This is a genomic window from Mycobacterium interjectum (assembly GCF_900078675.2).
Taxonomy (GTDB): domain Bacteria; phylum Actinomycetota; class Actinomycetes; order Mycobacteriales; family Mycobacteriaceae; genus Mycobacterium; species Mycobacterium interjectum.
The window spans coordinates 4647148-4666250 of sequence record NZ_LT546237.1; the positions used below are offsets into that span (position 1 = coordinate 4647148).

Here is a 19103-nt window from a genome sequence, read left to right on the forward strand (position 1 = left end):
GTCGGCGTCGACCTCGACGCCCCCCATCACGTAGTGGCAGGTGGGCCCGACTTCCATCGGCTCCTTGGTGATGTCGACGCCGGCCAGCTCCTTGAATTGGTGGTACATCGACGGCAGGCGCCGCTTGATCTCCTCGGGCGTCAGCCGGGAGGCGATGTCGAGGTACACCCCGCCGTGCGGGGAGCCCCGGCCGGCCTTGACCTCCGAGTTGATCGCGCGCGCGACCTCGTCGCGCGGCAGCAGGTCCGGGGTGCGGCGGGCCGAGTCGTTGTCCTTGAGCCACTGGTCGGCCTCTTGCTCGGTCTCGGCGTACTGGCCTTTGAACACCGGCGGGATGTAGTCGAACATGAACCGCTTGGTGTCGGAGTTCTTCAGCACGCCGCCGTCCCCGCGGACGCCCTCGGTGACCAGGATCCCCTTCACGCTGGGCGGCCACACCATGCCCGTCGGGTGGAACTGGACGAACTCCATGTTGATCAACGACGCGCCCGCCCGCAGGGCCAGCGCGTGCCCGTCGCCGGTGTACTCCCAGGAGTTCGACGTCACCTTGAACGACTTGCCGATGCCGCCGGTGGCCAGCACCACGGCGGGGGCCTCGAACAGGACGAAGTTGCCGCTTTCGCGCCAGTAGCCGAAGGCCCCGGCGATCGCGTCGCCGTCCTTGAGCAGTTCGGTGATCGTGCATTCGGCGAAGACCCTGATCCGCGCCTCGTAGTCGCCGAGCTCCGCGAAGTCCTCCTGCTGCAGCGAGACGATCTTCTGCTGCATGGTGCGGATCAGTTCCAGGCCGGTGCGGTCGCCGACGTGCGCCAGCCGCGGGTAGGTGTGCCCGCCGAAGTTGCGCTGGCTGATCTTGCCGTCCTTGAGGCGGTCGAACAGCGCGCCGTAGGTCTCCAGCTCCCAGACCCGGTCGGGGGCCTCCTTGGCGTGCAGCTCGGCCATCCGCCAGTTGTTGAGGAACTTCCCGCCTCGCATGGTGTCGCCGAAGTGGGTCTTCCAGTTGTCTTTCGGGTTGGTGTTTCCCATCGACGCGGCGCAGCCGCCCTCGGCCATGACCGTGTGGGCCTTGCCGAAGAGGGATTTGCACACCACCGCGACCTTGAGGCCGCGTTCCCGCGCCTCGATGACCGCGCGGAGCCCCGCGCCGCCGGCACCGATGACGACTACGTCGTAGGAGTGCCGTTCGACCTCAACCATGAAACCCTCGCTAAGTTCCGATTTCTTTTTCAAATGGCTTTTCAGCCAACAAATCTCAGGTCAGGGATGGTGCCGCTGGCCACCAGCGCGATGTAGAAATCGGTGAGCATCAGCGTGCCCAGCGTGATCCAGGCGTACATCTTGTGCCGGGTGTTGATGCGGCTGACCTGCGTCCAAATCCAGTACCGCACAGGGTGCTTGGAGAAGTGCTTGAGCCGCCCACCGGTGATGTGCCGGCACGAATGGCAGGACAGCGTGTAGATCCACAGCATGACGACGTTGCCGACCAGGATCACGTTGCCCAGCCCGAAACCGAATCCGCCCGGTCCGCTGTCGGAGTGGAACGCGACGATCGCGTCGTAGCTGTTGATCACCGAGATGATGCCGGCGATGTAGAAGAAATACCGGTGGGTGTTCTGAATGATCAGCGGGAGGCGGGTCTCGCCGGTGTAGTGCACGCGGGGCTCGGCCACCGCGCAGGCGGTGGGCGACTGCCAGACCGTGCGGTAATAGGCGCCGCGGTAGTAGTAACAGGTCAGCCGGAACAGCAACAGGAACGGCAGCGACATCGCCGCGTATGGCACAAACCACCAGTTCGGCAGGAACTGCGGCCAGAAGTCGCTGCCCTCCCCGCAGGCCTTGCTCATGCACGGCGAGTAGAACGGCGTCAGGTAGTGGTACTTGGGAACGAAGAAGTAGTCCTTCTGCAACCCGCGCGCTATCGCGTAGATGAGGAAGGCCGCGAAGCCCAGGTCGATCCGCAGCGGCGACATCCACCACCGGTCGGTGCGTAGGGTCCGTTGCGGGATGTTGGCGCGGGTCGGTGAAAAGACACCTGACGCAGGACGGTTCGCCGTGGGTGCGCTCATCTAGTGTTCCTCTTCGAACGGGCTGTTGGTCGAAGGGTACACAGAGAGCACCCCCTCATTTCCGGGGGGCTTGTGTTGTCAGGACCTGCTGTGACCCCCGACACCCTCGTCGTCGACATCGCGCCAAAAATCGCTGTCGTATTGCGTGTCGGGAATGACGACTTTCTCGCCCGACTGCTGCACGGTGGCGCGGGCCAGATCCAATTCGGAGACGTCGGAATCGAGCAATTCGACGTCGGAAAGGATCCGGTCGGCGTCGATGACGATGCGGCGCATCGCCGGGCTGTCGCCGTAACGGGCCCTCAGGGAGTTCACGCACCGCCGCAAGCCGCCGATGAGGTCGTGCAATTCGGTGAGTTCAGCAGTGCCAGTAGGGCTCGTCAACAGATCTCCTCGGATCTCCCCGCGCCAGCCGGTTTCACGGATCACAGTACGCCCTCGATAGTAGCCACCGCGTCCGCCTAATGTCGGACACCATGACAGGCCAAACCACCGCCCGGCGCGCGACGGCGCTGCTCGAGCTGCACCAGCCGGGCAACCCGGTGGTCCTGCCGACCGTGTGGGACGCGTGGTCGGCCCGCCTCGCCACCGACGCCGGATTTGTCGCCCTGACCGTCGGCAGCCATCCGCTGGCCGATTCGATCGGAAAACCCGACGGCGAGGGCATGTCGTTCGACGACGTGCTCACGCGCGTGGCGCAGATCACCGCCGCCGTCGAGGTGCCGGTGTCGGTGGACATCGAATCCGGGTACGGACAGCCGCCGGCGCGCCTGATCGAGGGCCTGCTGGGCGTGGGCGCCGTCGGCCTGAACATCGAGGACACTGTGCATGCCGAGGGCAAGCGGCTGCGCTCGGCCGGCGAACACGCCGAACTGGTCGCGGCGCTACGCTCGGCCGCCGACGCGGCCGGGGTGCATGTCGTGATCAACGCCCGCACCGATCTGTTTTTGCGCAAGGACGGAGACGACTCCGACCGAGTCGAGCGGGCGATAGCGCGGCTGACCGAGGCCGCGCACGCGGGCGCCGACGTCCTGTACCCGGTGGGCCGACACGACCCGGACACGTTGCGGCGCTTGGCCACCGAGTTGCCGCTGCCGATCAACGCGATCGCGCTGCCCGACCAGGGCGACCCGGCATCGTTCGGCCCGCTGGGCGTCGCCCGGATCAGCTTCGGCCCCTTCCTGCAGGCCGCGCTGGCGGACCGGGCCAAGGAGTGGCTGGCGCGCTGGGGCTAGATCGGCTCCAGCAGCCGGTGCGGCCGCCTGAGCGCCCGGCTGACGGGATCGTCGCGGCCCGGCTTGCGCGGTCGCGGCGGTGGGTGCGCGACGAGGTCGGCGACGTCGGGAACCTGCGCGCATCGGTGGCACCGGCGGTCCGGACCGATCATGCCCCCGCAGTCCGCGTGTCGGTAGGTTCTCCTGTTGGGCTTCTCGACGTAGTTGTCGTTGCCCCAGGTGATCATCGACCAGAGCAGCGGCCACAGCCGCTTGCCCTTGACGGTCATCCGGTATTCGCCCGAATCCTTGCTCAGCACGCCCTGTTCCACGAGGAAGCCCAACCGGTCGGACAGCACCGCTTTCGGGATGCCGAGATGGCGCTGCAAGTCGCTGAAGCGCCGCGCCCCATAGAAGGCGTCGCGCAGGATCAGCAGGGTCCACCGTTCGCCGACGATCTCCAGGGACCGCGCAATGGGGCAGCTCTCGGCGGGATATTCGCGGGGAAGGGCCACGGCGCCGATGCTACGCCTTGTGGGTTCGTTGACTGAACCATATACTCGCGGGTGGCGAGTTCATTCACCGAACCAAAGTGGCCACGAAACGTGAGGGAAGACCATGACGACCAGCGTTCAACCGGCCGAATTCACCGTGGCGCCGCACGCGATGAACCGCATCGACGTGGCCACCGGCGTGGAATTCGACGAATTCCGAACCGCTTTCGAGAAAGCCGCGCCGCCGTTCGACCGTGAGTCGGTGCAGGAGATCGTCGCGCGCGGGGGCAGCTGGGACGACGTCCGTGCCGCCGCGGCACTCAACGCCCCGCACGGCCTGATGGTCTACGCCACCATCGAGGCCCTGCCCCTGCTGGGCCTCGCCGGCCACACGACCAACGCGGTGGAGTACCTGCTCGGCAACCACACGATCGCCGAGACCATGTTCCGCCACGACCCCAGGGCGCTGTTGTATGCGCCGCTGCGGGTGCTCGTCTACGCCGACGCCGACGGCAATGCCGTCTTCTCGATGGACCAGCCCAGCGCGGCGTTCGGCAGCCTGGGCATCGCGGCGGTAACCGGGGTGGGGGAGGAGCTCGACCGCAAGGTCGCAAACCTGTTGCGGGTCATCGGAATCGACGCGGGCGCCGCCTTCGGGTGCTAGACGCGGCGAATCCGGCGGAGCCGGTGCCCCGCCGGATTCGTCGCGATTGACCGCGAACTACTTCGTGATCGCGATGCGTTGCGCCTGGCTCCCGGCGTAGGCCCCAGCGACCCGCACCGTCAAGACGCCGGCGTCGTAGGAAGCCGCGATGGCCTCGCCGGTGACGTGCGCGGGCAGTTGGAACGTCCGGCGGAACGACCCGTAGCGAATCTCCCGCAGGCTCCGGCCGTTCTCCTCCTCCGCGTGCTCGTCGCGGTGTTCGCCGTGGATCACCAGGCGGCCCTTGTCCACCTCGACGTTGACGTCCTTCTCCACGTCCACGCCGGGCAGTTCGAGGCGGACGACGGCGTCATCGCCGTCCCTGACGATCTCGGCGGCGGGCGTAAAGCCGCTGGTGACCGGCTTGAACCAGTCGGTCGTCGCCGCGGGGCCGAAAAAGTCGCGCAGCCACCGGTCGGTGTCCCAGGCCGGCCGCGACCACAATGCGAGGTTGCTCATGGGGTTTCTCCTTTTGCTTCCTTGTGCTTCCTTGTGAGTTTGCTGTGACCGGCGAGCCGCCGGACGGCTATTTTTAGAAACTTGAGTCGATCCCGCTAAAGTTCCACCCGCGCGTTCGCCCGCAGCGAACACCTTCACAGCGGTCGTTGTGAGGTGTGAGGGCGCCGTCATGTGCGCGTCACATTCCGCGATTTTTCCTTAATTTGGGGCTCCTACCCTCGTGGCATGGCCCCATCCGAAACCGGGCGCGAGCACTGTGCGACGCGTCACGTCATTGTGGTCGGGCACGGCATGGTCGGCCACCGCCTGGTCGAGGCGCTCCGTGCCCGCGATACCGAGGGGTATTGGCGTATCACGGTTTTGGCGGAGGAGGCCGACGCGGCCTATGACCGCGTTGGCCTCACCTCCTACACCGAAAGCTGGGACCGGGCGCTGCTGGCGCTGCCCGGCAACGACTACGCCGGTGACGAGCGGGTCCGGCTGCTGCTGAACGCGCGCGTCACCGAAATCGACCGGGCGACGAAGTCGGTGGTCACCGCCGACGGTCAACGGCACGGCTACGACGCCCTGGTGCTGGCCACCGGGTCCTACGCGTTCGTCCCGCCGGTTCCCGGCCATGACCTGCCCGTGTGCCACGTCTACCGCACCCTCGACGACCTCGACGCCATCCGTGCCGACGCCCGGCGCACGCTGCAGGCCGGGCGCACTTCGGGGGTGGTCATCGGCGGTGGGCTGCTGGGGCTGGAAGCCGCTAATGCGCTGCGCCAGTTCGGGTTGCAGACGCACGTCATCGAGATGATGCCGCGGCTGATGGCCCAGCAGATCGATGAGGCCGGCGGTGCCCTGCTGGCCAGGATGATCACGGAGCTCGGCATCGAGGTGCACGTCGGCACGGGCACCGAATCGATCGAATCGGTCGACCACGCCGACGGCTCGACGTCGGTGCGGGTGCGGCTGACCGACGGGGAGGTCATCGACGCCGGCGTGGTGATCTTCGCGGCCGGGGTCCGGCCGCGCGACGAGCTGGCGGCCGCCGCGGGGCTGACGCGCGCCGAGCGGGGCGGCGTGCTCACCGACTTGTCCTGCCGGACCAGCGATCCCGACATCTACGCGATCGGGGAGGTCGCCGCGATCGAGGGGCGCTGCTACGGCCTGGTCGGGCCGGGCTATACCTCCGCCGAGGTGGTGGCCGACCGGCTGCTGGACGGCGCCGCGGAATTCCCGGAAGCGGACCTGTCGACGAAGCTCAAACTGCTGGGCGTCGACGTCGCCAGCTTCGGCGACGCCATGGGCACGACCGAGAACTGCCTCGAGGTCGCCATCAACGACGCGGTGAACCGGACGTACGCCAAACTGGTGCTCTCCGACGACGCCAAAACCCTTCTCGGCGGGGTGCTGGTGGGCGACGCCTCGTCGTACGGGGTGCTGCGGCCCATGGTCGGCAGCGAGTTGCCGGGGGATCCGCTCGCGCTGATCGCGCCGGCCTCCTCGGGCGGCGGGGCGGCCTTGGGTGTTGGGGCGCTGCCGGATTCGGCGCAGATCTGCTCGTGCAACAACGTCACCAAGGGCGACCTGACGGGCGCGATCGCCGGCGGCTGCGCCGACGTTCCCGCGCTCAAGTCGTGCACGGCGGCGGGCACGTCGTGCGGGTCGTGCGTGCCGCTGCTCAAGCAGCTGCTGGAAGCCGAGGGCGTGGCGCAGTCCAAGGCGCTGTGCGAGCACTTCAGCCAGTCGCGGGCCGAGCTGTTCGAGATCATCTCCGCCACCGAAATCCGGACGTTCTCGGGGCTGCTGGAGCGCTTCGGCAGCGGAAGGGGTTGCGACATCTGCAAACCCGTGGTCGCCTCCATCCTGGCGTCCACCGGTTCCGACCACATCCTCGACGGCGAGCAGGCCGCGCTGCAGGATTCCAACGACCACTTCCTGGCCAACATCCAAAAGAATGGTAGCTACTCGGTGGTGCCGCGGGTTCCCGGCGGCGACATCAAGCCGGAGCACCTGATCCTGATCGGCCAGATCGCGCAGGACTTCGGGCTGTACACCAAGATCACCGGCGGTCAGCGGATCGATCTGTTCGGCGCCCGGGTGGACCAGTTGCCGCAGATTTGGCGGCGGCTGGTCGACGGCGGCATGGAATCCGGCCACGCGTACGGCAAGGCGCTGCGCACGGTGAAGAGCTGCGTGGGCAGCGACTGGTGCCGTTACGGCCAACAGGATTCGGTGCAGCTGGCCATCGACCTGGAGCTGCGGTATCGCGGCCTGCGCGCCCCGCACAAGATCAAGCTCGGCGTCTCGGGTTGCGCGCGCGAGTGCGCCGAGGCGCGCAGCAAGGACGTGGGCGTCATCGCCACGGAAAAGGGGTGGAACCTCTACGTCGGCGGCAACGGCGGCATGACGCCCAGGCACGCTCAGCTGCTGGCCAGCGACCTGGACACCGAGACGCTGGTCCGCTACATCGACCGGTTCCTGATGTACTACATCCGGACCGCCGATCGGTTGCAGCGCACCGCGCCGTGGGTCGAGTCGCTGGACGGCGGCCTGGATCACGTGCGCGAGGTCGTGTGTGCCGACTCGCTCGGCCTGGCCGGCGAATTCGAGGCCGCGATGGAGCGGCATGTGCAGAACTACAAGTGCGAATGGAAGGGCGTGCTGGAGGACCCGGACAAGCTGTCGCGGTTCGTCTCCTTCGTCAACGCCCCGGATGCCGTCGATGAGACGGTGACATTCACCGAGCGTGCCGGACGCAAAGTACCCGTGCCGATCGGCATGCCGCGGGTCCGTGTGGGAGAGGAATCATGACAGTTCTCAACGACGTTCAGGTGTGGACGACCGCCTGCGCCTACGACCGCCTCATTCCCGGCCGTGGCGTCGGAGTGCTGCTCGACGACGGCAGCCAGGCGGCGCTGTTCCGGATGGAGGACGGGTCGGTGCACGCGGTCAGCAACATCGACCCCTTTTCCGGGGCGGCCGTGCTCTCGCGCGGGATCGTCGGGGACCGCGGTGGCCGCGTCACCGTCCAATCCCCCTTGCTGAAACAGGCTTTCGCGCTCGACGACGGCTCCTGCCTGGACGACCCGCGGGTCTCGGTGCCGGTGTACCAGGTGCGGGTGACGCCCGAGGGCGAAATCCAGATCGCCGCCTGAGGGCTCAGCCGGTGATGTCGCCGACCAAATAGCGCTGCATCGTCGGGCCGATCGCGTCGACCAGCGTCTCCACCGACATCGAGTGCAGCGGCTCGGAGCGGATGCCGTAGCGCATGATGCCGAGGCCGACCAGCTGGGAGGCGCACAACGACGCCCGAACGGCCGCCTTGTCGGCGCCCAGCATTTTCAGGATCGGGCCGAAAACCGGGCCGATGAACATGGCCTCGACGATTTCGGCGGTTTTGGCCATCCCGGTCGATGCGACCGCACTGGCCGCGAAGGGGCCGCCGCCGGCCGCGTCCCAGGTGGTGATGAGCATGTGCAACGTGCGGCGGCCCACCTGGTTGACCCCGCCGGTGACGATCCGATCGATGAACTCCGGTGTGCCGAAGGGCAACCGCAGCATCTTCGCCACCGGGTCAAGGAGCCCGCGCGAGGGCTCTTCGCGGCGCGGCATGAAGCCAGAATCGCCGGTATGCGATTAAAGATCAAGCGCCGCGCGCCTCGGCGTGCCTCTTCGGATGGGGCCGTTGAGCCAGCAGCAGGCTGGGCCGCCGCGACGCGTGGCGGGTCGTGACGGGGGCGAGCCCGGGCACGGCCCGGCGGAATCGGTTCGCGACGAGCCGGGCCAGCCCGGGGTGGGTGCCCAGCGGTTGGCTCACCACATCGGCGCCGCTGGCCAGCAGGCGTTGCTGGAACAGGCCGTCCGCCAGGAGATAGGAGGCGACCACCACGCGCCGTGCACCGCCGCGGCGGGCGGCGGCCACCGCGTGGTCCACGGACGGATCGCCGGTGGCCGCGAATCCCAGCCGCACCCGCGCCCCGACCATGGCCGACAAGGTGGTCGCGGTGACGTGCAAATCGGCACGCGCCCGCCCATCCGTGGTGCCCGCCGCCGCGAGGATCACCGAATCACCCAGCCGCCAGCCGGATTTCGTCAACTGGTCGGCGACTATCCGCGCGATCTCGCCGCTCGGCCCCAGGGCGGGGGCGAGAGTGACGCGCGGGTGGCCGCTGGCCGCGACATGGGCCGGCAGGTCGGTGCGCACGTGATATCCCCGCGACAAGAACGCCGGCACCACCACCGCGGGGCGGCCGGCGGCCGCCGCCTGCGACAGCACCTCGCTGGGGCTGGGACCCAACACGTCGACGAACGCGACCTGCACCCGGCGGTCGAGCAGTGCGCTCACCCGCGCCGCAAGGTCGCCGATCATCGCGACACCGCCCGGCCGGCGGGTGCCGTGCGCGGCCAGGATCAGGTCCACGGTTCGCCCTGGCGATCGTCGACGGCGAGCCGGTAGCCGCGCTTGACCACCGTTGCGACCATGTTCTTGTCGCCCAGGGCGGTTCGCAGCCGGAGCACGGCGGTGTCGACCGCGTGCGGGTCGTTGCTGTTGCCCGGCAGCGCCCGCAACAGATCGGTGCGCGCGACGACGTCGCCCGGCCGTTGCGCGAGCGCGCGCAGCACCGACATCCCCGACGGCGACAGCAGCTTGATCGAACCGTCCACCAGCACGCAGGTGCCGCGGATGTCGAGCGTGTGGCCGGCCGCCTGGACGGTGCACGATCCCAGCAGCGGCAACTCCTCGGCGATATGGCGGGCCAAGGCCCCCAACCTCATTCGCTCGGGCGCCGATGTCGGTACGCCTTTGCGGATCAGCGGTTTGGATGTCACCGGGCCGACGCACATCGCGTGCACATCGGTGCGCAGCGCCCCCAGCACCTGGTCCTCGATGCTGAGTTCGCGGCTGCGTTCCAGCACCGCGGCGGCCGCGGGTGCCGACGTGAAGGTGACCGCGTCGAATTGGCGGCGCGCGATCCCGGTGACCAGCTGGTCGAAGTCGCCGCCCAATGGTGTTGGCTTCCACCGGTATACCCGGATCGGGATCACGTCGGCTCCCGCGAAGCGCAGCCCGCCGAGGAACTCCGGGAACGGGTCCCAGGCGTCGGCGGCGCCGTGCAGCTGGATGGCGACGCGCATCCCCGATACGCCCGACTCGAGCAGATACTCGAGCACCTCCTGTGAGGATTCGGACTCAGGGGACCACTCCTCGTGCAGGCCGGCGGCGCGCACCGCTCCGGTCCCCTTCGGCCCGCGCGACACGATCCGCGCCGACGACAACGAGGTGACGAGCTGGCTGGCCAGGCCCCACCCCTCGGCAGCGGCGAGCCAGCCGCGGAATCCGATCCCGGTGTGCACGACCAGGATGTCGGGCGGGTCCGCGATCAAAGCCTCTGTGTGACGGTGTAATTCGTCATCGTCGGGCAGCGCGATCATGTTGATCGCGGGGGCACTGCACACCTCGGCGCCCTGCCGGCTCAACAGGGCGCACAGCTCCTCGGCGCGTCGGGACGAGGTGACCGCAACCCGGTAGCCGGTGAGCGGCGCGGATTTTGGTTGACCCATATGACCTGTGTATGCCCGCGACGTTTCCGAGGCGTTACCGCGGAATTGCTGACGCATTGCTCCTGTTGCGACGGCGCTCACACCCGGGCGAACTCCGTCTGGGCCTGCGAGCCCGCCACTTCCGGGGCCGCCGACGCGTGCCGGCGCACGTAACGCGCCCACGTCAAAACCGCTGCGGCGACGTAGAAAAACAGGAAGACCCAAAACGCCAACGTGTCGGTGCCGGTGCTCAGGTAGGACTGGCGCAGCGCGAGATTGATCCCCACGCCGCCGAGCGCGCCGAAGGCGGCAACGAACCCGATGACCGCGCCCGACGTGGCTTGCGACCAACGACGGCGGTCGGCGTCGCTCAGGCCGAGCCGGTGGCTGCGTGCCTCGAAGACCGACGGGATCATCTTGTACACCGAGCCGTTGCCCAGCCCGGCGAGGACGAACAGGGCCATGAAGCCGCAGACGTAGCCGACCATGGTGGCCGTTGTGGTGAGGCCGGGAGTGCGGTCGTCGTGGGTGCTGAGGGCGACCAGGAACGCGGTGGCGACCGCCATGGTCGCGAGCACCGCCAGGGTGACGCGGCTGCCACCGATGCGGTCGGCCAGCCTGCCGCCGTAAATTCGCGCCACCGACCCCAGCGCCGGGCCGATGAAGGCGAATTCGGCGGCGTGCAGCGCGGCGTCGGCGTGGCTCTGCCCGGTCCCGACGAAGTTGATCTGCAGGACCTGGCCGAACGCGAACGAGAAACCGATCCAGGAGCCGAAGGTGCCGAGGTAGAGCATCGCGAGCACCCACGTGTCGCGCTCGGACAGGATCGAGCGCAGGTGGCCGACGTCGTAGGTGGCGTGCGCCAGGTTGTCCATGTACCGGGTCGCACCCAGGGCTACGGCGGTCAGCAGGAGCAGGTAGAGGCCGCACACCCAGTACGGCTGGCGGTGGCCGGCGATGGCGAGCACCAGCAGCCCGACCAGCTGGATCATCGGCACCCCGAGGTTGCCGGCGCCGGCGTTGAACCCGAGCGCGAAGCCTTTGCGCCGGTGCGGGTAGAAGAAGTTGGTGTTCGTCATCGACGCCGCGTAGTTGGCCCCACCCATTCCGGTCAGCGCCGCGCACACCAGATACGGCCACAGTGGCAGGCCGGGGTGGGCCAGCAGCCAGATCGTGCCGGCGGTGGGCACCAGCAACGCCAGGATCGAGAACACGGTCCAGTTGCGGCCACCGAAGGTGGCGATGCCCAGTGAGTAGGGGATCCGCAGGCATGCCGCTACGAAAGTTGCGGTGGCGCCGAGCAGGAATTTGTCGGCAGCCGAAAAGCCGTACACGCTCTGGGGCATGAACAGCGCCATCACCGGAAACAGGGTCCAGACGCCGAAGGCGATGTGGTCACAGGCGATGATCCAGAGCAGGTTGCGCCGGGCGATCTTGTTGTTGCCGGCCTCCCAGGCGGCCGCGTCTTCCGGATCCCAGTTCGTGATGCGGTGGCTGCGGCCCATGCGATTGCACCTTTCTGCCAACTCTTCCAGCGGGTTCGCCCCGGGGGGCGACGACGATGTCGCCGGGGTCTCGCAAACGCTCGCACCGGCGAAATCGCCTGGACGCGTTGATGATTGACTGCTGCCAACCGCCGGCGTGCCAATTTGGGCCGCGCGAGGTCACGCGAACGAAGAGACTTGCCCCGCCGTATGTTTCGATGCTCACATTTAGAACTTAAGTCCGTCAACTCGATTCGGCCGATATCGCCTGTAAGTTGAATCCCAGTTATCTGGTAAATCGCTGAGCGACAATTCAGCGGCAATCGCCGCCCGCGTCAAGTGATTTCGTGCGGCCGTGGGATTTGGTGTGAGCTGGAATACATTTCGTTTAAACCGCATTCACCGGCCGCGGCGCCACTGCGGAAAAAAATCTGCCTTGCTACCAGACGTCGCCGGCGCGCCAGTCACACGCCAGGGCCGCGGAGGTGTCCAGGCTGATGCCGACGGGCAGGACGTACACGCCGCCGTCGTCGTCGGGTGTGCGGACCGGGCCGGTGGGGGCCAGCACCGACGTCGGCCCGCGCCAGGGCAGCCACCCGCGCGCCGTGTACACCCCCCGGGCCGCATGGGACGAACTGGCCGCACCCACTTCGTAGGCGCCGCGGATCACCTGCTCGACGCCGTCGAGCAGGGCGTGCACCAGGCCCTGCCCCCGGCGGTCCTCCCGCACCGCGACCCCTTCGACGTAACCGCAACGCAGCGCATGCTGGCCGTAGAACAATCGTCGCTGGATCACGGCGGCGTGCGCGATGATCGCGCCGTGCTGCCAGATCAGGGCGTGCATGCCGCCCAGCGTGTGCTCCCAGTCGTCGTCGGTGAAATCTCCGGCGAACGCCGCGGTGACCATCTCGCGGACGCGCTGTCGGGTTTCGCCGTCCAGATCGGCGGTGTGTACCAGGCGTGCGGTGTGGACCTGGGCTTGCACACTCCTTGTCTACCAGCCCTGTCCAGCGGGCCGCGCTAAGAGAACGGCCACCCCTCGGCGCTCGACACCGGCCGTCCCCCCGCCGCGCACCGGGGTCGCGCCCAGTGCAGCCGCACGTATTGGCCGGGTCGCACCTGGGCGACCTTGTCGATGTCCTCGTCGGTGAGCACCCCCACCACCGGGTAGCCGCCGGTCACCGGGTGATCGGGTCCCAGGATCACCGGTAAACCGTTGGGCGGCACCTGGATCGCGCCGCGAGTCGTTCCCTCGCTGGGGAGCTGGCGGTCGGGGTAGCGGTGCTGCATTGGTCGGCCCTCCAACCGCATCCCGACCCGGTCGCTGCGGTCGGAGGCCATCCAGATTGTGTGCACGAGGGTGTCGGGATCGACCAACCAGTCGTCGCGCGGCCCCGGCACCGCCCGCAGCTCCACCAGGTGCTCGGCGATGCCGGCCACCGGCGCCTGGTCCAGTTCGGGGTAGTCGTCGGTGTGCGCGCCGATCGCCAGCCGGTCGCCGGCCCGCAGCGGCGGCGGGCCGATCGCCGACATCACGTCGTAGCTGCACGACCCCAGCACCGGCTCCACGCAGATGCCGCCGCGCACCGCCAGGTACGTCCGCAGGCCGGCGCGCGGGGTGCCCAGGGTGATCACCTGCCCGGCGCGGACATGGTGAATGCTGTTGGTGCCGAACTCAATTCCGTCCACGGTGGGGTCCGTGTCGGCGCCCGTCACCGCGATGTCGACGTCGCCGCCGCGGACCCGGGCGCACAAGCCGCCGAACGTCACCTCGACCGTCGCGCGGTCGTCGGGGTTGGCGACCAGCCGGTTGGCCAGCTTGTGGGCGCTGCGGTCGGCGGCCCCCGAACGGCTGACGCCGAGGTGGGCCAGCCCCGGACGGCCGAGGTCCTCGACGACGGCGAACGGGCCGGTGCGCAGGATTTCCAGGGTCACCATGGCTACCTCCTCAGACCGCCCGGAACTGAACCCACATGCCCTGCGTCAGCAACGCCGGGCTGGAACGATCGAGGTCCCACAGGACGGCGTCGGTGCGTCCGATGAGCTGCCAGCCGCCGGGCGACTGCCGCGGATATACCGCGCTGAATTCTCCGGCGAGGGCGACGGAGCCGGCCGGCACGGAGGTCCGGGGCTCCGCGCGGCGCGGCACCCGCAGCCGCGCGTCGCCGTCCACCAAATACGCGAAACCCGGTGCGAATCCGCTGAATCCGACCCGCCAGAGGCTGGACGTGTGGGCGTCGATCACCTGCTCCGCGGTCAGCCCGGTGACCTCGGCGACCTCGCGGAGGTCCGGACCGTCGTAGACGACGTCGATCACCACGTCGGCGCCGCGGCCCGGCGCGGCGTCCGCGGAGGCGGTGACGCGCATCCTGCGAAGCCGCTGCCGGGTGACCCCCTGCAAGCGGGGGTCGTCGAGCTTGACCAGCACGGTGCGGGCGGCGGGGACGATGTCGAGCACGCCGGGCAAGGCCGCCGCGCGCAGCGCGTCCACCCACGCCAATACCTCGGCGGTGCTGCCGCATTGGAGCATCAACGCCTGGTCACCGTAGTCGTAGACGGTGTTGCCGACCAGCTCGGTCGACAGCTCCGTGGGGACGCCGCCGCTCATGTCCGTCACGCTCATTACTCGACGGTAACTCCGCGATCGGGGCAGGCGGGAGGGGATGCGGACGGATTTTCGAGCACTGCCAGAGGTGCCTTAGCGAACGCTCAAACAGGCGGGCTCTAACCCAGTATCTTGCCGAGCAGGGGCGGCAGTTGGTCGGCGACGACCGGGTAGCTCAGCGGCGACGCGAACGCGATCGCGCCGGCCTGGTCCTTGGTGGTGAAGATGTGGCGGTTCTGGGCGGTCGCGAGCGCGCCCGCCACCTCCGGGTCGGCCAGGATCGCCTTTTGCTCGTCGGGGCTTTCGGTCGTCCAGATCACCACGTCGGCCGAATCGAGCACCGACTTGATCTGATCGCGCGGGATGACGGCGCGGTGATCGCTGCCGAAGGGCTTGATGCCATCGGAGATGACGAGACCCATCTGGTTGAGGAAGTCGGTGCGCCAGCCCGCCAGGGTCGCGACCACCGTGCCCTGAAAAAACGTGCCCTGCATCAGCAACGCCTTCTTGCCCTTCCACTGCGGATTCCTCTGGGCGACATCGGTGAACTGCTTGTCGACGGAGTCGATCAGGGACTTCATCTGGTCGGGCTGAAACACCGCCTGGCCGACGGTGGTGGCCTGCTCCTTCCAGGGCTCGAAGAAGGCGTCGCCGTCGGATTGCGCGACGGTCGGGGCGATCGCCGACAGCTTCTGATAGGTGTCGGCGTCCACGCCGGCGTTGATGGCCACGATCAGGTCGGGTTTGAGGCCGGCGATCTGGCCGACCGGGATCCCGTTGTCCAGGTTCAGCACCACCGGCTGGGCCGAGCCGAGCTTGGGCTGGGCCCATGGCCACACCGCGAATGGCTGGTCACCGAACCAGTTGGTCACCGCGACGGGCACCACGCCCACCGCCAGCAGGTCGTCCTGCTCGGTGTAGCCGGCGCTGACGACGCGCTTGGGCGGCTCCTTGATGACGGTCTGACCGAACAGGTGGGTGATCGTCACCGACCCGCCGGGCGCGGCGCCTGGTGCCTGTTTGCGCGGCGAGCACGCAGCCGGCGCGCCGGCGACCGCGGCCACCCCCATAGCCCCCGCGAGCTGCAAGAATCCCCGTCGATTCCAACCGCCCATCGCGTGAGATTATCGCGTTCTCGGTCCGGGCCTGCCCAGCGGCATGCCGGCGTCGAGAAAGTCCAGGGCCCGATAGATCGTCTCGGCCGTTTTAGGCGCGCTGTCGTAGGCCGCCATCATCGCGCCCACCATCGCGCCGACGAACACGCGGACCTCGAAATCGTCTGCGGGACGGCCGATTCGGTCCCCGATGGCCTCGGCCATGACGGTGACGGTGCGGTGGTACTCGTCGTAGAGCGCGGCCTTGAGTTCGGGTATCGAGAAGATCAGCCGCTGCCTGGTGCTCTCGAACTCCGACTGCTCGTCGGACAGGCCCGCCATCGTCGACCCGTAGGCACGGCGGATGGCCTGGCCCGGCGACAGTTCGGGAGGCTGGGCCCGCAGCGCGGCCAAGATCAGCGGGTCCAGGTCGTCGGCCAGCAGCAGCGACTCCTTGGACGGGAAATACCGGAAGAACGTGCTCGGTGACACCTCGGCGGCGTCGGCGATCTGTTCGACGGTGGTGGCGGCGTAGCCGTGGGCGTCGAACAGGCGAAACGCCTCACGCCTGATGGCCTGCCGGGTCTTGATCTTCTTGCGTTCCCGCAGTCCCAGGGGCTGGTCGGTCGCCTGCATGGGGTCAATTCTCCCGCATTCGGGCGGCAAAAAGTTCTGACAGGCCACCATCGGCCGTTGCGAGATCCACGTATCTCTGACGTAACTGCGCACACCACGACCGGTAACAGTCCCTCCCTAGCGTCGGGTCCGTGACCATCACCACTCCCGAGACCGGCACAGGACTCGTAGCCCCCGCGCCGCCGCGCGGGCATCACCACGGACGGCGCTGGATCGACGACTGGCGGCCCGAAGACCCCGCGTTCTGGCAGGCGACCGGCAAGGCGATCGCCCGCCGCAACCTGATCTTCTCCATCTTCGCCGAGCACATCGGGTTCAGCGTGTGGATGCTGTGGAGCATCGTGGTCGTCCAGATGATGGCCGGCCCGCACGGGCACCCGGCGGCGTCCGGCTGGGCGCTGACCGCCAGCCAGGCGTTGTGTCTGGTCGCCGTGCCCAGCGGCGTCGGCGCCTTCCTGAGGCTGCCGTACACCTTTGCCGTCCCGGTCTTCGGCGGCCGCAACTGGACGATCGTCTCGGCGTCGCTGTTGCTGATCCCGTGCCTGCTGCTGGCCTGGGCGGTGAGCCATCCCCACACGTCGTTCGCGGTGCTGGTCGCGATCGCCGCGACCGCCGGCTTCGGGGGCGGCAACTTCGCGTCGTCGATGGCCAACATCTCGTTCTTCTACCCGGAGAAAGACAAGGGCTGGGCGCTGGGCCTGAACGCGGCCGGCGGCAACCTCGGCGTGGCCGTCGTGCAGAAGATCATCCCGCCGATCGTGATCGTCGGCGGCGGCGTGGCGCTGGCGCGCGCCGGGCTGTTCTACGTGCCGCTGGCCGTGGCGGCCGCGGTGTGCGCGTTCGCGTTCATGGACAACCTCTCCGAGGCGAAGGCCGACGTGAAGCCGGTGCTGCAGTCGCTGCGGCATGCCGACACCTGGATCATGTCGCTGCTGTACATCGGGACGTTCGGCTCCTTCATCGGCTACTCGGCGGCCTTCCCGACCCTGCTCAAGACCGTGTTCGGACGCGGGGACATCGCGCTGACCTGGGCGTTCCTGGGCGCCGGCATCGGATCCCTCATTCGGCCCGTGGGCGGCAAGCTGGCCGACCGGATCGGCGGGGCGCGCATCACCGCGATGAGTTTCGTGATGCTCGCCGTCGGTGCCGCGGCGGCGCTGTGGTCGGTCAACGCTAAAAACCTGCCGCTGTTCTTCGCCAGCTTCATGTTCCTGTTCGTCGCCACCGGCATCGGCAACGGTTCGACCTACCGGATGATCTCGCGGATCTTCCTGATCAAGGGCGAGCTCGCCGGCGGCGACCCGGACACCATGGTGCACATGCGCCGCCAGGCCGCGGGGGCGCTGGGCGTCATCTCGTCGATCGGCGCCTTCGGCGGGTTCGTGGTGCCGCTCGCCTATGCCTGGTCCAAGTCGCACTTCGGCAGCATCGAGCCCGCGCTGCGCTTCTATGTCGCGTTCTTCATCGCGCTGCTGGCCGTCACCTGGTCGGTGTACCTGCGCAAGAAGACACCGATGGGGCAGCGGGGCGTCTAGTCGTTTCGATAGCGCGACTCATATCGTGCCCAAGGGCTGTAGTCGGCGATCAGCTCCTCCTGCGGGGGGCGCTGGTCGTCCGGCACGTGCTGCAGGTTGATCCGGATCCGGTACCAGATGGAACTCGGCCCGCGCATCCCGTCGACCAACACGTCGGTCGGCTGCAGCAGGGCTGCCGCGGCGGGATGGCGGTCCCGCCAGGTGTCCAGCGCGGCCATCGCCTCGTCCTTGGTCTTGGTGCGGGCGATCTCGATGAGCGGCTTCGACGAGACGCGCCCGCCCTCGGTGCGGGTGCCGGAACCCTTCGGCGCTCGCTCGGGTGGTCCCATGTCCTCGGCCAGGATCAGCAGCCGGTCGAGCTCGCCCACCGCGTCGTCTATCCCGGCCCACGGGTCGCCCAGTTCGGCGAACCGGTCGGGCACCGTTTCGATGGTGAACGCCTCGGGCCGGCAGTCGGCGACCTCGTCCCAGCGCAGCGGCGTCGAGACCCGCGCGTCCGGGGTCGCCCGCACGGAGTAGGCCGACGCGACGGTGCGGTCCTTGGCGTTCTGGTTGAAATCGACGAAGACGCCCTCGCGCTCCTCCTTCCACCAGCGGCTCGTCGCGGCCTCGGGCGCCCGCCGCTCGACCTCGCGGGCAACGGTCTGGGCCGCCAGTCGCACCTGGCGGAATCCCCAGCGCGGCGCGATCCGGGCGTAGATGTGAAAGCCGCGGGACCCGGACGTCTTCGGCCACGCGACCAGGCCGTAGTCCTCCAGCACCTCGCGGGCCACCATCGCGACCTCGACGATGCGCGGCCACGCGACCCCGGGCATCGGGTCCAGGTCGACGCGCAGTTCGTCGGGGTGGTCGAGGTCGCCGGCGAGCACCGGGTGCGGGTTGAGGTCGACGCAGCCGAGGTTGATCACCCATGCCAGCCCGGCGGCGTCGTGGATGACGGCTTCGGCGGCGGAAGTGCCGCGCGCGTAGTGCAGTTCGGCCACGTCGACGTAGTCCGGCCGGTTGGCCGGCGCCCGCTTCTGGAAGACGGCCTCCTGCCGGATGCCCTTGACGAAGCGCTTGAGGATCATCGGCCGCCCTGCGACGCCGCGCAGCGCCCCCTCGGCCACGGACAGGTAATAGCGGATCAGGTCGAGCTTGGTGTACGGGCCCGCGTCACCGTGGCGTTCGAAGACCACCTTGTCGGGATGGGTGACCGTGACCCGGTGCCCGGCCACCTCCAATGACGCCGGACCGGTCATGTTCATCATCGTAAGTCGGGGGGTATTAACTAGTGGCACTGAG

At 68.6% G+C, this 19103-nt stretch carries 20 protein-coding genes; 5 read left to right on the forward strand and 15 right to left on the reverse strand.

Annotation, left to right across the window (positions count from 1 at the left end):
* The 3 genes from BN4348_RS62000 to BN4348_RS57020 form a co-directional block, all read right to left on the reverse strand.
* Positions 1–1197, reverse strand: a 1197-nt coding sequence (locus BN4348_RS62000) for a fumarate reductase/succinate dehydrogenase flavoprotein subunit (protein ID WP_084454690.1), incomplete at its 3' end; no start/stop codon positions are given.
* A 41-nt stretch (positions 1198–1238) separates the two neighbouring features.
* The gene (locus tag BN4348_RS57015; protein ID WP_066917443.1) at positions 1239–2066 is read right to left on the reverse strand and encodes a hypothetical protein; all 828 of its coding nucleotides are present in this window, start codon (positions 2064–2066) and stop codon (positions 1239–1241) included.
* Positions 2067–2144: 78 nt separating this feature from the next.
* The gene (locus BN4348_RS57020) at positions 2145–2450 is read right to left on the reverse strand and encodes a hypothetical protein (protein WP_066917477.1); all 306 of its coding nucleotides are present in this window, start codon (positions 2448–2450) and stop codon (positions 2145–2147) included.
* Positions 2451–2542: 92 nt separating this feature from the next.
* On the opposite strand from BN4348_RS57020, the gene BN4348_RS57025 reads away from it, so the two are divergent.
* Positions 2543–3301 (forward strand): isocitrate lyase/PEP mutase family protein, encoded by a 759-nt coding sequence (locus BN4348_RS57025; protein WP_066917478.1) that lies wholly within the window; start codon positions 2543–2545, stop codon positions 3299–3301.
* Here BN4348_RS57025 and BN4348_RS57030 read toward each other — a convergent pair.
* Complete coding sequence (locus BN4348_RS57030; protein WP_066917444.1) at positions 3298–3795, reverse strand: winged helix-turn-helix transcriptional regulator; 498 nt, start codon at positions 3793–3795, stop codon at positions 3298–3300. The genes BN4348_RS57025 and BN4348_RS57030 overlap by 4 nt on opposite strands.
* A 103-nt stretch (positions 3796–3898) precedes the next feature.
* Here BN4348_RS57030 and BN4348_RS57035 point away from each other — a divergent pair, with 103 nt between their 5' ends.
* Entirely contained in the window at positions 3899–4438 is a 540-nt protein-coding gene (locus tag BN4348_RS57035) for a DUF302 domain-containing protein (protein WP_066917445.1), read from the forward strand.
* A gap of 57 nt (positions 4439–4495) precedes the next feature.
* Here the strand turns inward: BN4348_RS57035 and BN4348_RS57040 are convergent, their stop codons facing one another.
* The gene (locus BN4348_RS57040; RefSeq protein ID WP_066917446.1) at positions 4496–4936 is read right to left on the reverse strand and encodes an Hsp20/alpha crystallin family protein; all 441 of its coding nucleotides are present in this window, start codon (positions 4934–4936) and stop codon (positions 4496–4498) included.
* Between the two features lie 225 nt (positions 4937–5161).
* Here BN4348_RS57040 and nirB point away from each other — a divergent pair, with 225 nt between their 5' ends.
* Entirely contained in the window at positions 5162–7735 is a 2574-nt protein-coding gene (gene nirB / locus BN4348_RS57045) for a nitrite reductase large subunit NirB (protein ID WP_084454692.1), read from the forward strand.
* A complete protein-coding gene (gene nirD / locus BN4348_RS57050; RefSeq protein WP_066917447.1) occupies positions 7732–8079 on the forward strand; it encodes a nitrite reductase small subunit NirD in 348 nt (115 codons plus the stop codon). The genes nirB and nirD overlap by 4 nt, the downstream gene beginning before the upstream one ends.
* A gap of 4 nt (positions 8080–8083) precedes the next feature.
* On the opposite strand, the gene BN4348_RS57055 is transcribed toward nirD, so the two are convergent.
* The 9 genes from BN4348_RS57055 to BN4348_RS57095 all read right to left on the reverse strand — a co-directional run bounded on the left by BN4348_RS57055 (position 8084) and on the right by BN4348_RS57095 (position 16284).
* A complete protein-coding gene (locus BN4348_RS57055; RefSeq protein ID WP_066917448.1) occupies positions 8084–8536 on the reverse strand; it encodes a TetR/AcrR family transcriptional regulator in 453 nt (150 codons plus the stop codon).
* Positions 8537–8567: 31 nt separating this feature from the next.
* Positions 8568–9344, reverse strand: coding sequence for a sirohydrochlorin chelatase (locus BN4348_RS57060; RefSeq protein ID WP_066917449.1), 777 nt, complete (start codon positions 9342–9344; stop codon positions 8568–8570).
* Positions 9335–10486 (reverse strand): uroporphyrinogen-III synthase, encoded by a 1152-nt coding sequence (locus BN4348_RS57065; protein ID WP_066917450.1) that lies wholly within the window; start codon positions 10484–10486, stop codon positions 9335–9337. The genes BN4348_RS57060 and BN4348_RS57065 overlap by 10 nt, the downstream gene beginning before the upstream one ends.
* Before the next feature lie 77 nt (positions 10487–10563).
* A complete protein-coding gene (locus BN4348_RS57070; protein WP_066917451.1) occupies positions 10564–11970 on the reverse strand; it encodes an MFS transporter in 1407 nt (468 codons plus the stop codon).
* Positions 11971–12388: 418 nt separating this feature from the next.
* Complete coding sequence (locus BN4348_RS57075) at positions 12389–12934, reverse strand: GNAT family N-acetyltransferase (RefSeq protein WP_066917452.1); 546 nt, start codon at positions 12932–12934, stop codon at positions 12389–12391.
* A gap of 35 nt (positions 12935–12969) precedes the next feature.
* Complete coding sequence (locus BN4348_RS57080; RefSeq protein ID WP_066917453.1) at positions 12970–13887, reverse strand: 5-oxoprolinase/urea amidolyase family protein; 918 nt, start codon at positions 13885–13887, stop codon at positions 12970–12972.
* 10 nt (positions 13888–13897) lie between these two features.
* On the reverse strand, positions 13898–14572 hold the full coding sequence (locus tag BN4348_RS57085) for a 5-oxoprolinase subunit B family protein (protein ID WP_066917454.1): 675 nt from the start codon (positions 14570–14572) through the stop codon (positions 13898–13900).
* Between the two features lie 101 nt (positions 14573–14673).
* Positions 14674–15669, reverse strand: a complete 996-nt coding sequence (locus BN4348_RS57090; RefSeq protein ID WP_084454694.1) for an ABC transporter substrate-binding protein — start codon at positions 15667–15669, stop codon at positions 14674–14676.
* Between the two features lie 9 nt (positions 15670–15678).
* Positions 15679–16284, reverse strand: coding sequence for an acyl-CoA-like ligand-binding transcription factor (locus tag BN4348_RS57095; RefSeq protein ID WP_066917456.1), 606 nt, complete (start codon positions 16282–16284; stop codon positions 15679–15681).
* Positions 16285–16496: 212 nt separating this feature from the next.
* Between BN4348_RS57095 and BN4348_RS57100 the strand changes: the two genes are divergently transcribed.
* Positions 16497–17819 (forward strand): NarK family nitrate/nitrite MFS transporter, encoded by a 1323-nt coding sequence (locus BN4348_RS57100; protein WP_456238212.1) that lies wholly within the window; start codon positions 16497–16499, stop codon positions 17817–17819.
* Here BN4348_RS57100 and BN4348_RS57105 read toward each other — a convergent pair.
* Complete coding sequence (locus BN4348_RS57105) at positions 17816–19069, reverse strand: DNA polymerase domain-containing protein (protein WP_066917457.1); 1254 nt, start codon at positions 19067–19069, stop codon at positions 17816–17818. The genes BN4348_RS57100 and BN4348_RS57105 overlap by 4 nt on opposite strands.
* Between the last annotated feature and the right edge of the window lie 34 nt (positions 19070–19103).

What these genes read in the sequence shown, in the direction of transcription:
- BN4348_RS57085 (WP_066917454.1), bottom strand. Translation starts at nt 14,572, where the DNA reads ATGAGCGTGACGGACATGAGCGGCGGCGTCCCCACGGAGCTGTCGACC.
- BN4348_RS57070 (WP_066917451.1), bottom strand. Translation starts at nt 11,970, where the DNA reads ATGGGCCGCAGCCACCGCATCACGAACTGGGATCCGGAAGACGCGGCC.
- BN4348_RS57025 (WP_066917478.1), top strand. Translation starts at nt 2,543, where the DNA reads ATGACAGGCCAAACCACCGCCCGGCGCGCGACGGCGCTGCTCGAGCTG.
- nirB (WP_084454692.1), top strand. Translation starts at nt 5,162, where the DNA reads ATGGCCCCATCCGAAACCGGGCGCGAGCACTGTGCGACGCGTCACGTC.
- BN4348_RS57055 (WP_066917448.1), bottom strand. Translation starts at nt 8,536, where the DNA reads ATGCCGCGCCGCGAAGAGCCCTCGCGCGGGCTCCTTGACCCGGTGGCG.
- BN4348_RS57040 (WP_066917446.1), bottom strand. Translation starts at nt 4,936, where the DNA reads ATGAGCAACCTCGCATTGTGGTCGCGGCCGGCCTGGGACACCGACCGG.
- BN4348_RS57035 (WP_066917445.1), top strand. Translation starts at nt 3,899, where the DNA reads ATGACGACCAGCGTTCAACCGGCCGAATTCACCGTGGCGCCGCACGCG.
- BN4348_RS57090 (WP_084454694.1), bottom strand. Translation starts at nt 15,669, where the DNA reads ATGGGCGGTTGGAATCGACGGGGATTCTTGCAGCTCGCGGGGGCTATG.
- BN4348_RS57065 (WP_066917450.1), bottom strand. Translation starts at nt 10,486, where the DNA reads ATGGGTCAACCAAAATCCGCGCCGCTCACCGGCTACCGGGTTGCGGTC.
- nirD (WP_066917447.1), top strand. Translation starts at nt 7,732, where the DNA reads ATGACAGTTCTCAACGACGTTCAGGTGTGGACGACCGCCTGCGCCTAC.
- BN4348_RS57015 (WP_066917443.1), bottom strand. Translation starts at nt 2,066, where the DNA reads ATGAGCGCACCCACGGCGAACCGTCCTGCGTCAGGTGTCTTTTCACCG.
- BN4348_RS57105 (WP_066917457.1), bottom strand. Translation starts at nt 19,069, where the DNA reads ATGATGAACATGACCGGTCCGGCGTCATTGGAGGTGGCCGGGCACCGG.
- BN4348_RS57095 (WP_066917456.1), bottom strand. Translation starts at nt 16,284, where the DNA reads ATGCAGGCGACCGACCAGCCCCTGGGACTGCGGGAACGCAAGAAGATC.
- BN4348_RS57080 (WP_066917453.1), bottom strand. Translation starts at nt 13,887, where the DNA reads ATGGTGACCCTGGAAATCCTGCGCACCGGCCCGTTCGCCGTCGTCGAG.